The sequence below is a fragment of the Sphaerospermopsis sp. FACHB-1194 genome (assembly GCF_014696235.1).
Taxonomy (GTDB): Bacteria; Cyanobacteriota; Cyanobacteriia; order Cyanobacteriales; family Nostocaceae; genus Sphaerospermopsis; species Sphaerospermopsis kisseleviana.
Genome location: NZ_JACJPU010000038.1, coordinates 1 through 13080, shown reverse-complemented (window position 1 = coordinate 13080; position 13080 = coordinate 1). Strand labels below are relative to the sequence as shown.

The following is a 13080-nucleotide window of genomic DNA, read 5'->3' as shown; positions in this document are numbered from 1 at the left end:
CCTGCTTCCCCTGCTTCCCCTGCTTTCTTCACTGTCACCAGTCCCCAGTCCCCAGTCCCCAGTCACCAGTCCCCAGTCACCTATCTACCACCGCGACCGGTTAAAACAGAAGGAGACAAGCTAGACCAAGATTGTTTTACCAGGTCAGCATCAGCCTTAACACTACCCAAGTAGTTACCCGCAGGTAAGGAGGGGAAGCGGTTGTAAGGTACAACATCTTCACCGAAGTAACGAGCGTATTCTGGGCTATTCACCATTGTTTCTACAGCCGCCCTTAAACCGCTATCAGCCAATAGTTTGTTATATTGGCGGATTTCGCCTTGGGTTGCGGGTGCGCGTCCCAAAATGTGACGGAATAAAAATTCAATCACTTTGGTGTTGGGATAGGGTGTGTAGAAACGCTTACGGTAAATTTCTGAACTTGCCAACTCTAGGACAAATTCACGCACGGTAATTTCACCATTACGCAGTTTGCTATCTAAATCACTGCGGCGTAAATAGTCAGGAATTTGCCCGCTAAATACGTCCATCACCTGAACATAAATAGCGTTAATTACCTGATTGGTTTCAGTTGAATTTGTACCAGTGGTAGCGCGGAAAATACGGGTTGGTTTGCGGCGACTTGTACCAACACCAACTTCTACCGACTGACCACGACCATCGTTGAAAGAACGACCTAACTCAATGAACAAGGGTTTGGTCTTGTCCATTTGTCTAGCTTGAGCCGCCAAATCTGCGATCGCATTCGCTAACATTGGCGTATTCTCAGTCTTGATCCGAGGCTTCACAGTCTCAAAGCTAGGTACAACCAAATCATCATTTTGCTTGGTTAGCTGGTTGTAAAGCTTCTCAGTATTGGGGAAGTTAGCCGCAGGTAAAGTTGGGAAGCGACGGTAAGGAACAGTATCTTCACCAAAAGCTTGAACATACTCAGCACTATTCACCATTGCACCGATAAAGGCTTTGATACCTTGAGTAGCCAAGATTTGGTTATACTTGCGGATTTCAGCTTGATCCATTGGCGCACGGCCTAAGAAATGCTTAGTACCCATCTCAATCACTTTAGTGTTGGGATAGGGTGTATAAAATTCCTTAACGTACAGGCTAGAACAACCTAAACCTTCAATAAATTCCTTAACGGTGATTTCTCCGTTACCCAGCTTACTTTCTAAATCAGTAAACTCGTTACCAGCAACATAAGGAGGAATATCACGCTCGAAAATTTGACGGTAAGCAGCACCAATCAAAGTTTTTACCGCTACTTTATCACCAGTACCAGCGATCAGTTTAAAGACCTTGGTTTGCTCACGCTGCTTGGTAACACCTTGGTTAATACGGAAGTCAATATCTGGTTGGGTCCGCATTTCCTTAACTTCACCCAACTCCACAAAGCGAGGAGTTTCTTCCTTCTCAACTTTGTTGATATCTTCACGGATAGTTCCCACACGCAGTTGACGCAAGGAAACACCAGCAGGTGTTAAATAACGCTCATAAGGAACAGTATCTTCACCGAAAGCTTCACTGTACTCTACAGTGTCAAGGATGGCATCAACAACAGCATAGAAGCCTTTTTTGGAAGCAATATCAAAATACTTGTTGTTTTCTTGACGACCGTAGGTAGGACGACCTAACAAGCGACGGTGAATGTATTCAATCGCTTTACAAACATACAAAGATGTCCAGTACATCTTGCGGAATAAATCGGACTTCGCCAACATCCGCACAAACTCGCGGACGGTGATTTCGCCGTTTTCCAGTTTGATTTCTGCAACTTTCAGCCGTTGACCTTCGTAAACATCACGACCGAATACTTGTAAGTAACAAGCCTTAATTACTGCTTGGGTAGAACTTTCAGAGAATTTAACACTTGTACCCTTACCAGCATTTCTGCTCATAGTACCGGGTAACTGGTCTAATTTGAACACTTTCGCGCCCAAAGCACCAGGAGCAACACCACGCGCACCGGGGTTACTGAGTTGGTTATTGATACCAGGTCCTTGGTGAATCAAGATCCGACGGGTATCTTTACCAAAAGGTGCAGGACTGCTGCTGGGGTTGCGGGTTTCTTTCGGGAAAATCGCCCCAAATTGAATTTCTAGCGGATCATTACCAGCACCGTAGGGATGTTGATCAGGTAATGGTTGTTCGTAAGCTGCAAAGGTGGTAATAAACTGAGGTACTTTGCGGAAAGGCGCACTGTACTTAAACAGGTCTTGCTGTGGTCCCCAGTTGCGACACTCTTGAGCTTCTTGACCCAGACCCCGAATGTAGGGAACGGTTTCTTCCCCAAAGTAATCTGCGTATTCTTTGGAGTCTACCAAAGCATCCACTAAAGCGGGTAAACCACCGTTAGAAATAATTGCAAAGTATTTTTGCACTTCTTCCCGGCTGCTTGGTCCACGTCCCAAAATGTGACGGAAAGCCAGTTCTATTACCCGGCTGTTAATAAAGGGTTGATAAAACTGTTTTTGGTAAAGGGGAGATTTAGCTAAACGGCGGATAAACTCCTTCATGGAGATATCGCCATTTTTAACTTTGGATTCTAAGTCAGAGATGGATAAGCTGTAAGCACGGGTAATATCGCGCTCAAATACTTGGCGGTAAGCAGCTTTGACTACTTCAGTTTTTTCGCTAGAAGACAAACCAGGCTTCATAGCGTACTTGGGACGGCGTTCTGCGGCGTTGAAGTAAATTTGAGGTAGTTGTAAACCTTGTTGATCCCCAGAAGGACGTTGACGGACTTTTGTGGATGGTGTAGGTGCTTTGAACTCAGTCAGCAACACATCCATGTACTGAGTCACGATTTCTGTTGCTTCAGGATCTTTGCGGAAAAATGACAAAGAAGCAGTTTTAATTTCTTGTAAAGCCACGATGGTAGCTTCACCAGAACAAGCATTTTCAATGATTTCCCGCAAACCTCTGGTATTTACAGAGATGATGTTGGGGTCGCCGGCAACAATGGCATAAGTAGCATAGCGCAAGAACCAGGACAAGTCCCGTAAGCTCTTGGACATATTGCCAGGACCATAACGAGCAACGTTAATGGGTCTAAAACCAGGAGGTGTGGGACCACCTGCGGAAGTGTTGAAGATGGAACGGAGGTTTTCAAAGAAGCCACCACGACTTTCAACGTAGGTGACTGTTCCTAGTTTCATGCCTTCTTGCACACTAGCACCAGCGCCCACCATTGCCATTTCCGGTTCTTGGGGCTTTTCTAAGAAAGCCATTGGTGAACCACCAACGAAGATCCGGTTAGCCGCACGAGAAACAATGATCTCAGAATTTTCGGTGAGGATCTGGGCGATTTCTAAACGTTTTGCACCAGAAGCAAAATAGCTTCCCAGTTCGCTTAGTTCACCTCTTCCCAAAAAGCGGTCTTGTTGTTCTGCTTGGGAAATGGTCGCTACAGGTAAGGTTTGATATAGTTGCGGACGCGCAACTGAGCTTCCACCACTTGCCTTAACACTCATTGGATTTCTAAAACTCCTATAAATAAGCTTATGTGTTAAGTCTGGGTTGCTTTTTGGCTTGACATATTGGTGTATTTATGTATAGTACGCCAGTCAAACTGCCAGTAAATTAACCCAGTTCAGTTTTTAGATTAGAACGTTTTGCGGTAACGCTGCTGATTTATTAAGAAGTATGTCAATTCTGTAATCTAAATCTGCCTGTTGGCATAAGTACCTACTGTGGACAGGCTGTGGAATGTTGAAGTTTTGTATCTATATGTTACATTCGCTTGCAGCATATTTTGTAGCTGATTTATCTCTATTTTAGATTTTTTTTAGATTTTTTTCATGTTTTTGGGATTATTAATGTAAATAAGATTTTATTTGTTTAGATGAATTTAAATTTAAAAACAAGGATTAAGTTATGAGTATTTTTGGTATGATAGGTCTAAATAGGCTTTCCTGAAAAAGTGTTTCCAGATTAAGGATTTCAATGATTCAGGAGTTCAAGGATATCAATTGAATGGGGTGAAATGTGGTAGATACCGTAGGCAGGAAGATTTTTATTTTCAAATTGCAGGCAAGATGCCCGCACTACATTAAAAATTATTCCTGCTTAATTGCACTGATTAAAATTCCTAAAATCTTTTTCACATCCTTGATATAATATTCACTTAAATCAATGGAAACAAGTTTATCTTCTAACTTCAAAAATTGCCAAATAGTACCAATAGTTACAGCACCATAAATAGTCCTAATATTATTTTCGTTTTTCTCATTAAATAACTGAGCCGCAATCATTTCTGCTATACATTGAGCCAAACCTGATTTCAAGTTTTCATTTTTGGTTTCTACCAATATAATTACAGGTGCGCGAACAAAAAGCTGTTCTTTAGAAAGAGAAATTAGGAAATCACAAAAACCATTTAAACCTTGTTGATTATCAACATTAAAATCTACCCCTGAAAATAGACTGATTTGATTATTTAACTTTCTTCTTAATTCTAGTAAAATTGGGCTAATTATCATTTCAGAACGGGCTTTTTCAGTGTTAATGGAAACAGCTAAATCAACATTCTCTTTGAGAATTGTTGTTAGTAAATCACTGGGTTCTTCTTCCATTGTATCTGCAAATAACGCTGATACTTCATTTAGTGTCAACCCAAATTTCTGGATAATTTCACTTAATTTAAAATCACTGTAAGCCATGTTTATTACCTTTCAAAACAAAATCAACAGTCATCAGTCAACAAACCTCAGTCTCCTAATAAGCTGTTGTGCATTTAATTTGTATAAGTGGAACAGGCATCTTGCCTGTTAAACAAGAGTTCAGAATATTAGGATTATACAATTTAGCTGTGTAACAGCTTAATATCCTAATTGCTTTTAATGCCTGACTACGCTTCCCATGACTAATCTTAGCAAACCAATAATGGGATTCTTCATAACTCATGGATTTTATTCCTTGGGCAATATTAGCAATTCTTTCAGGTTTAGAAAGTGGTTGAACTGTCGCAAATAACAAAGCTAAATTTATACTCGTTTCTTCATTTAGAAACTATTAGCGGGCAAGACTTTTACTGAGCTTATTGAAGTATACCCGCACTACAAGAGTTTTATCATTAACATCTGTACGTCATAATAACGGAAACTGCTCTATTTTAACAACAAATATTGAAATATCCATAAACTACAGGATGATGATTTTGTCTGAATCAGGATATCCAGGATTAAAGGATTTACAGGATGGTGATTTTGTCATCATCATCAAATCAAAGCACCAATTATAACTAAAAATGATTTATTGCTATATATTATGTAATCTCTGCTATAATTATCTTACCAAGAAAAAGGTGACAGAATTATGATTTTAGACATTAAACAATCTGCGTCTCAATCTTCACTGAAAATTGCACCTAAATCAACTTATGATCTATTGATAGAAAATCAAACAGATGGAACTGTGAAAGCGACATTATTGAGTTTACCAGAATGTCAAGGTGTAGGAAATACAGAAACGGAAGCAATAGAAGCATTAGATAAAATTCTGCAAGCTCGTTTAGGAAATGCTAAGATCGTGACTTTAGAAATTGCAGCACCAAAAACAGAAAATCCTTGGATGAAAATAGCGGGTAAATATAAGGATGATCCGCAATTTGATCAAATGTTGGAATATATAGAAGAATATCGTCGTCAATTAGATGCAATTAATGAATAAAGGTTAATAAAGAAGTGAATAATTTAAGAATATTAGATACAGATCATCTATCTTTATTACAACGAGGTAATTTTTTGATTAGACAGCAATTAACCATGTTTAATCCTGAAGTTATTGCCATAACTATTATCACCGCTACAGAACAACTACGGGGAAGACTGAATATTATTAACAGGTGCGAATCAGCAAATGAATTAGTTTTAGCTTATGCTAGGTTAGAGGATACATTAGAAGACATAAATAGTCTAAATGTCCTACAATTTACCGAAGCTGCGGGTAATATTTACACTGAATTAGTTAAGCAAAAAATCCGCGTTGGTACTCAAGATTTACGCATTGCTGCAATTACTTTATCAGTCGATGGGATTTTAGTTACTCGTAATTGGAAGGATTTTGAAAAAGTGCCAAATTTGCATTTAGAAGATTGGAGTATTAGTTAATAATGTCTGAATCAGGATATCCAGGATTAAAGGATTTGCAGGATGGTTTTGACCATTTATTTAGGGTTTTTTGTTAATGATAATGATAGGGAATATATCTTTTATCTGAATCAGAATTTATAATTATTCAATCTTCACAGACAATCTAAAAATAACAATCCTGTACATCCTCAAATCCTGGTTATCCTGATTCAGACTATTTTCTTGAACTGACTTTTATACTATCTTGTGATTGAGACAGAGAATCATTGTTTATAAACTCATCAAACAAGTTAAAAAATTCTTCAAAAGCAGAGTTTTCATCTTTAGAGAAAAAGAGAATAATCTGATCCCACGTTTGATTATAAGCAACATTATATTTTTGTTTTATCCAAGTTTGAAAATTTGAAAATTCCTGTTCTTGTGTAGTTTGCGGTATTTGCATTTGACGACGTGCAAAACTGTAACCAGCTATAAATGTACGCAGGTTAGATATAGTTGAACGTCCTAAATACATTGCTGGACGTTTTTGGATGTTGCGGATTAAATCGTATAAATCTAACATAATATTCCTCTGGTTAAAATTCTGTTTCAGTAATTTGAAATTCCCCACCTAAGTCTTGGATAACACAATAAAAGTTATTTATCCAGTTTACCCTAGAAATGCCTTCGGGGTGAATGTTATCAAAAATTAGTTCTTGTCCATCAATTTCTACTGCAATAGCATAATGTCTACCATTAATGGAGATATTTTGTTGTAGAATTTCATGATAAATATTACAGAAAGGATCTTCTGTACTTCCTGTAAACAAGTTAATTTCTTTACCAGGTATTTTTTGATGATTTAGAAATTGACGCAAAGCATCAGCACAAGCAGTACATTCAAAAATATGAAATTGTTCAGCTATATCAGTTAGTTGACTGCGAATATCATTGTTAGTCATAAGGTAAGATATTTTTTGTCTGAATCAGGATATCCAGGATTTAAGGATTTTCAGGATGATGATTTTGTCTGAATCAGGATAACCAGGATTTAAGGATTAACAGGATGTTTTTGACCACTTATGGTTTTCTTTGAATAATAGGAATTATATTTTTTATCTGCATCAAAATTTATCATCATTAAATATTTACAGACAATCTATAAACTGCAATCCTGTACATCCTCAAATCCTGGTTATCCTGATTCAGACAAGAGAATATATCTTTATTATTCACAGATAATCTATAAATAACAATCCTGTACATCCTCAAATCCTGGTTATCCTGATTCAGACAAGCTATTTTTTAATAGTTAAAAATTTTAAAAAAATATTATTACCTTCCCAGTATTCCTGGGCTGAATTTAAAATATCTAATGCTATTTGTTATTGGGTCGGTTTAGCTTGAGCAAAGATATCAGCATGATCTTATGATATGACATATCTTTGAGCCGGACACCATGTTAAATCGGTAATACATTCATCAAAACCATCCCAGTTATGGCCGAAGTATGCAGGAAATTCCATTGCTTCAGCAGCTTGTTTTAAAAATGTTTGTTTGTTATTGATTTTTTTACCGTTAAGATAAAAAACTTTATGATTCATAGATTTATGGTGAGGAAATATGTTAGTAAAATTGTCTGAATCAGGATGTCCAGAATTTTAGGATTTACAGGATGATAAAATAGATCATTGCTAATAAAATCCTATCAATGACTACTTTAACCGCCAAATCTTGATAGTCTTGTCACCACTCCCACTAGCAAGAGTTTGACCATCAGGGCTATATGCTACTGACGTAACCCAGTGAGAATGACCAGTGAAGATTTGTAGGAGGTTTCCCGTTTTTACTTCCCACAGTTTAATAGTCGTGTCATTACTTGCACTAGCAAGAGTTTTACCATCAGGGCTATATGCTACTGACGTAACCCAGTGAAAATGACCAGTGAAGATTTGTAGGAGGTTTCCCGTTTTTACTTCCCACAGTTTGATAGTGTTGTCACGACTTCCACTAGCAAGGGTTTGACCATCAGGGCTGTATGCTACTGACCAAACCGAGTTAGAGTGACCAACGAAGGTGTGTAGGAGGTTTCCCGTTTTTACATCCCACAATTTGATAGTGTTGTCATTACTTGCACTAGCAAGAGTTTGACCATCAGGGCTGTATGCTACTGACCCAACCCAGTAAGAATGACCAGTGAAGGTTTGTAGGAGGTTTCCCGTTTTTACAGCCCACAGTTTGATAGTGTTGTCATTACTTGCACTAGCAAGAGTTTGACCATCAGGGCTGTATGCTACTGACCCAACCCAGTAAGAATGACCAGTGAAGGTTTGTAGGAGGTTTCCCGTTTTTACAGCCCACAGTTTGATAGTCTTGTCACCCCCACTAGCCAGAGTTTTACCATCAGGGCTGTATGCTACTGACGTAACCAAGTTAGAATGACCAGTGAAGGTTTGTAGGAGGTTTCCCGTTTTTACAGCCCACAGTTTGATAGTCTTGTCACCCCCACTAGCCAGAGTTTTACCATCAGGGCTGTATGCTACTGACGTAACCAAGTTAGAATGACCAGTGAAGGTTTGTAGGAGGTTTCCCGTTTTTACAGCCCACAGTTTGATAGTCTTGTCACCCCCACTAGCCAGAGTTTTACCATCAGGGCTGTATGCTACTGACGTAACCAAGTTAGAATGACCAGTGAGGGTTTGTAGGGGTGATTCCACAATAAGAGATGGTTTTACCTTAACAACACCAGCAAAAATATCAACACCCAACTTTGTAGAGCGATCGCACCAATAACAACTACCATAAGTTCTACTATAAAAATGACTATCTACCCTATCACATACAGTTAAGTTATCATTTCCTATTCTTAAAACCTCTAACCACTCCTTAGCAGTCGGACGTAAATGAGGATTTTTATACCCATCATTAAAACATCTCAGAAAACATTCCCGAATTGCAGGATGAACAATTATCATAGGAATTGTTCTCTCTACATGCTCAATCAAACTATTTTGAGAATACAACCATATACCATGCTTAATAAGTTCATTAACTTCTGGAGTTTCTCCCCCACCTGTCCATATTCCCTGAAAAGGACTATTACCACCAAATAACAATTGATAAATAATTACTGCTAATCGAAATCTATCATGTATTTCCGTTTGTTCAATCCTAGAAAAATCTTCACCAATTAATTCCGGTGGTGTATATCCTTCTGAACCAACTAAACAACGATAAACTTTACCATTTTTAGGATTTTTCACCTGAAAAGAATCTGTGTCAATAATTGAAGGTAAAGCACGATTATTAACTAAAATGTTTTGTGGTTTAATATCACCTAATACATAACCAGCTTCATGTAATGCTGCAATAATTGAAGCAATATTTAAAGCCGTAGTGTGTAGAAAACGCCAATCAATCTCAAGCTTTAAGCTCTTACGAAGCTGGGGGTTATAAATATTAATAAGCTCTTTTCCACCTTTAACTTCTGGCATTAAAAAACCTACATAATCACCTTTATCATCTTTTAATGATGAATTAGGCCAAGCAAAAGAAATATGATTAAGATGGGAATTTGGCTCTTTTGGTGCGTGCGCTATCATTGCCGCTAATTTTTCCATTCTTTCAGGTGTTGGTGAATGGTAAATTTTAGCTAAATAACCATGATGATTAGTTCGCCAAACTTTAGCTTCTCCACTAGCAGCTATTTCATTTAACAAAGTAATTCTTTCACTCGTACTATCACAAATTAGAAACGTCATATAATTTTTCAGTAAATGGGATGAAATCAATATCAAATAGTATTGTTTACTAGGACAGGCTAGAAGCCCGTCCCACAATCAATATATAACCGAATATAACCGACTTTTCGCACTTCAAAATATCATACGTTAATACTTCAATAAATTTTACAAAAAATGTTGATATTATTCAATATTTAAACGTATTAATTATAGCCATTCGGAGATCGCTATTCAACCACCATTAACCGTAATTTTCGTAATCTTCATGTATTACAAAGCGAAGTTCGGAATGTGGGATATACAGCAGATTACATTGCTATGAGGTACAAATTTTGATATACTAAAAACGGGTTACAGCCTTACTATTTAAATCGCTAAGAGTATTGCTATACAAAGATTTTTGCCTGGGCAAAAGTCTAGTAATCATCCGTTTTTACTATAATAAGCTGATGTGCAGCTAAACTGTATAATTAAAAAACCTGAAGTTACAGTAGCACAAGCATCTTGCTTGTATTAATTATTCAAGTTAAAGGCATAACAGCTTAAAACTCTTGTGGGGTGGGCATACTTCGACATAGTTCGACTGCGCACTTCGACACCGCCCTTCGACACCGCCCTTCGACACCGCCCTTCGACACCGCCCTTCGACACCGCCCTTCGACACCGCCCTTCGACACCGCTCAGGACAGGCTCAGGACAGGCTCAGGACAGGCTCAGGACAGGCTCAGGACAGGCTCAGGACAGGCTCAGGACAGGCTCAGGACAGGCTCAGGACAGGCTCAGTACAAGCTCACTAACCGCTCAGTACAAGTCTTGCCCGCCCGTGGTGTACCTCATAACACCAGAAAGTGCTGTAACTTTTGTGGGCTGGGCATCCTGCCCGCCCATCATTTAATTGAGTCTACTAAATCTCTTTTTCAAACAAACATAAAACCAAAGTTTTATCATCATTAGTACGAGCATTTAACCTATCAGACTCAAGAAAATCCATAATATAATTCTCTCCATCACATCCAGGATTTTCTGTTTCTCGCAAATATGCCTCTAAAGGTTTAAAAAATGGCAGGAAAGGTTGCCAGTCACTAAATCTAATTGCTACTTTTTCTAGTCCATCAGTAGCAGCACAAATAAATTCTTGCTTTCCTGAAAATACCTTTACCTGCATTTCCTCCAGTCCACTCACTGAAGTGACAAAAGTTGTCTCGTTGAAAAATTCCCCCTTATCTGGTTTAAACAACATTTGATATTCTGTATCTTGAGAACTCATGACAATAAACCCGTCTCCAATTTGCATAGCTGCAACCCATTCAGGAGTTGCTATAAAAACCAATAATGTACAAGCTAAATCATTAACAGAATAATCTTTATTTGCTGCTTGTTTTGTTAAATCTGAAATTACATGATTAACGGTTTTAGTAAAAAGCTTTTTTGCTTCTTGCTCTGAAAGTGGTTGATAAACCTTCTGCCAACATCGTTTTCGCTGCTGAAGATACTCACTAATTGTAGAAAGATATTTGAGCGTAGTTTCTACCGCTAGTTTAGAACCAATATGAGAATATTTAGCACTTCCAGCACCATCAGCAACCGCACCCACAATCACATCATTAAAAATGCGATAATGTCCGTAATCTTGACAAGGTATTTTTTGCTCTTGATGACTCGTTCCCACCGCAAAACGCGCTATAGCTTTCCAACTCACAATTAATAAATCCTGTATATTGTATTAGATTTTATAGGATATTTGTAACTCAAAACCCCTCTCCAAACCTTTTCCCTACAAGGGGAGAGGCCTTAAAATACGCCGTTTCACCACTTATCTTTTCGTATTCCCTCTCTTCTTAGGAGAGGGTTAGGGGGAGGTTCTTATAGCTTACTTATACATCCTCTAAGTTGTAATTTGCCCCCATCCCACCGGCGGTAATGCTACAGCTTCCCCTACTTTGTCACTAGAAACCCGTTTCATAGAAGTGGAAAGCCAAACAAATAAAGCACGAAAATCTAAGCCATTTAACATCACTGGAGACCGCCCAGGTGGTGCAATTTCTCTGAGTTTATTCATATCCGCATTTTGAACAGCAACAGTAAAAAACAACATTCGGCGCTGTTCTTCTCCTTCCCTCACCCTTTGCGCTGCATTTTGCCAATAATCTGTAGGCGCACCGTCAGTAATTAAAAATACCCAAGGACGATAATAAAGAATACCGTTATCCTTATACGTTTGTTTACGTTTTTCCACTAAATCTAAAGCGTATTCTATCGCTTCACCCATTGGCGTTACACCATCTGCTTCTAGCTTTGGCAGTGTAAAATGGTCTATAGTAACAAAATCTTGTATAAGTCGCACAGGTCCAAAAGTAACTATAGCCACTTCCACACTTAAAGAAGCATGAGCATCCTTTAATACATCTTCCTTAAAAGCTGCCAAACCTGTATTTAACTCCTCTATAGGTTGCCCTGACATTGAACCAGAAGTATCTAATAAAAGAACTACCGGACAACGATTTTCAGGGTTTTCAACAAACTCAGGTAAACCAAGCGCCATTATCTATATTCCTGGTTAATCAAATGGTAAATAACAACTAGATGCTAAACATTATATTTTAGATCATACTCGTTAACACCTAATCTAACATGGGTATTTTTACGGAATCAATACCTTGCCTAAACTGAAATCAAGTAGCAACCAAAACCGAGTACATTCATATAATGTTTTTCATAAAAGAGTCAGTGATGAAACTCAAAATTGCCAGTAATCGTTAAACTAAATATAAATAACCATCCGGATCAACAAATGAAAGCAATAGAAGTCACAGGGAACATTGATGAAAAAGGGGCATTATTTTTAGACGAACCACTGAATGTAGAAATACCCGGAAAAGTCAGAGTAATCATTCTTTTTAATGAACCTACAGATGAATTAGAAAACGATAATGATGATACTCCCATTGAAGAAATCAAAGCTAGTTTAAAAAGAACAGTACAAGAAGCAAAAATAGGAAAACGTATTCCCCTATCTCAAATGTGGGAGGGAATATATGTCGAAGGAATTGCCGATAGTAGAAATAGACTTAACACCTGAATACAAAAGCAACGTCTTTAAAGTCAGAGTTAAAAATAGCAACATTCAAAAAGGCAAAAGTGCTGGTTATCGCATCATTTATCAAGTTGAATCACCAACCAGTGTACTTTTATTAACCATTTACTCTAAATCATATCTAGAAGATATCACCCCACAGGAAATTAAAAACATTTTAGCTGAGTCAAATCAA

11 protein-coding genes and 2 pseudogenes are annotated in these 13080 nt (G+C 38.0%); 4 read left to right on the top strand and 9 right to left on the bottom strand.

What is annotated here, in order from left to right; translation table 11 throughout:
• Positions 1-80: 80 nt before the first annotated feature.
• The 3 genes and pseudogenes from H6F45_RS19205 to H6F45_RS27375 form a co-directional block, all read right to left on the bottom strand.
• Entirely contained in the window at positions 81-3470 is a 3390-nt protein-coding gene (locus H6F45_RS19205; protein ID WP_190348108.1) for a phycobilisome rod-core linker polypeptide, read from the bottom strand.
• Positions 3471-4055: 585 nt separating this feature from the next.
• The gene (locus H6F45_RS19200) at positions 4056-4658 is read right to left on the bottom strand and encodes a hypothetical protein (RefSeq protein ID WP_096567337.1); all 603 of its coding nucleotides are present in this window, start codon (positions 4656-4658) and stop codon (positions 4056-4058) included.
• A 160-nt stretch (positions 4659-4818) separates the two neighbouring features.
• Positions 4819-5004: pseudogene (locus H6F45_RS27375) on the bottom strand (hypothetical protein); the annotation flags it as partial.
• 309 nt (positions 5005-5313) lie between these two features.
• Between H6F45_RS27375 and H6F45_RS19190 the strand changes: the two are divergent.
• Together H6F45_RS19190 and H6F45_RS19185 are read left to right on the top strand one after the other, a co-directional pair.
• Positions 5314-5667 (top strand): hypothetical protein, encoded by a 354-nt coding sequence (locus tag H6F45_RS19190; RefSeq protein ID WP_137669165.1) that lies wholly within the window; start codon positions 5314-5316, stop codon positions 5665-5667.
• 14 nt (positions 5668-5681) lie between these two features.
• Entirely contained in the window at positions 5682-6107 is a 426-nt protein-coding gene (locus H6F45_RS19185; RefSeq protein WP_096567333.1) for a type II toxin-antitoxin system VapC family toxin, read from the top strand.
• A 196-nt stretch (positions 6108-6303) separates the two neighbouring features.
• Here the strand turns inward: H6F45_RS19185 and H6F45_RS19180 are convergent, their stop codons facing one another.
• From H6F45_RS19180 to H6F45_RS19155, 6 genes are all read right to left on the bottom strand, one after another.
• Positions 6304-6651 (bottom strand): hypothetical protein, encoded by a 348-nt coding sequence (locus tag H6F45_RS19180; RefSeq protein WP_137669490.1) that lies wholly within the window; start codon positions 6649-6651, stop codon positions 6304-6306.
• 13 nt (positions 6652-6664) lie between these two features.
• Complete coding sequence (locus H6F45_RS19175; protein ID WP_137669491.1) at positions 6665-7030, bottom strand: papain fold toxin domain-containing protein; 366 nt, start codon at positions 7028-7030, stop codon at positions 6665-6667.
• Positions 7031-7495: 465 nt separating this feature from the next.
• Entirely contained in the window at positions 7496-7672 is a 177-nt protein-coding gene (locus tag H6F45_RS19170; RefSeq protein ID WP_190348107.1) for a barstar family protein, read from the bottom strand.
• A gap of 111 nt (positions 7673-7783) precedes the next feature.
• Positions 7784-9829 carry a hypothetical protein gene (locus tag H6F45_RS19165; protein WP_190348106.1) on the bottom strand — a complete coding sequence of 682 codons (2046 nt, stop codon included), beginning with the start codon at positions 9827-9829 and terminating at the stop codon, positions 7784-7786.
• 886 nt (positions 9830-10715) lie between these two features.
• Positions 10716-11510, bottom strand: coding sequence for a PP2C family serine/threonine-protein phosphatase (locus H6F45_RS19160; protein ID WP_137669447.1), 795 nt, complete (start codon positions 11508-11510; stop codon positions 10716-10718).
• A gap of 186 nt (positions 11511-11696) precedes the next feature.
• Complete coding sequence (locus H6F45_RS19155) at positions 11697-12353, bottom strand: VWA domain-containing protein (protein ID WP_190348105.1); 657 nt, start codon at positions 12351-12353, stop codon at positions 11697-11699.
• A 249-nt stretch (positions 12354-12602) separates the two neighbouring features.
• Here H6F45_RS19155 and H6F45_RS19150 point away from each other — a divergent pair, with 249 nt between their 5' ends.
• A complete protein-coding gene (locus H6F45_RS19150) occupies positions 12603-12890 on the top strand; it encodes a hypothetical protein (protein WP_096567324.1) in 288 nt (95 codons plus the stop codon).
• Positions 12847-13080, top strand: a pseudogene (locus H6F45_RS19145) (type II toxin-antitoxin system RelE/ParE family toxin); the annotation flags it as partial. The gene H6F45_RS19150 and the pseudogene H6F45_RS19145, both read left to right, overlap by 44 nt.

Coding starts and splice junctions, on each gene's coding strand:
- H6F45_RS19205 (WP_190348108.1), bottom strand. CDS start 3,470: ATGAGTGTTAAGGCAAGTGGTGGAAGCTCAGTTGCGCGTCCGCAACTA.
- H6F45_RS19200 (WP_096567337.1), bottom strand. CDS start 4,658: ATGGCTTACAGTGATTTTAAATTAAGTGAAATTATCCAGAAATTTGGG.
- H6F45_RS19190 (WP_137669165.1), top strand. CDS start 5,314: ATGATTTTAGACATTAAACAATCTGCGTCTCAATCTTCACTGAAAATT.
- H6F45_RS19180 (WP_137669490.1), bottom strand. CDS start 6,651: ATGTTAGATTTATACGATTTAATCCGCAACATCCAAAAACGTCCAGCA.
- H6F45_RS19175 (WP_137669491.1), bottom strand. CDS start 7,030: ATGACTAACAATGATATTCGCAGTCAACTAACTGATATAGCTGAACAA.
- H6F45_RS19170 (WP_190348107.1), bottom strand. CDS start 7,672: ATGAATCATAAAGTTTTTTATCTTAACGGTAAAAAAATCAATAACAAA.
- H6F45_RS19165 (WP_190348106.1), bottom strand. CDS start 9,829: ATGACGTTTCTAATTTGTGATAGTACGAGTGAAAGAATTACTTTGTTA.
- H6F45_RS19155 (WP_190348105.1), bottom strand. CDS start 12,353: ATGGCGCTTGGTTTACCTGAGTTTGTTGAAAACCCTGAAAATCGTTGT.
- H6F45_RS19150 (WP_096567324.1), top strand. CDS start 12,603: ATGAAAGCAATAGAAGTCACAGGGAACATTGATGAAAAAGGGGCATTA.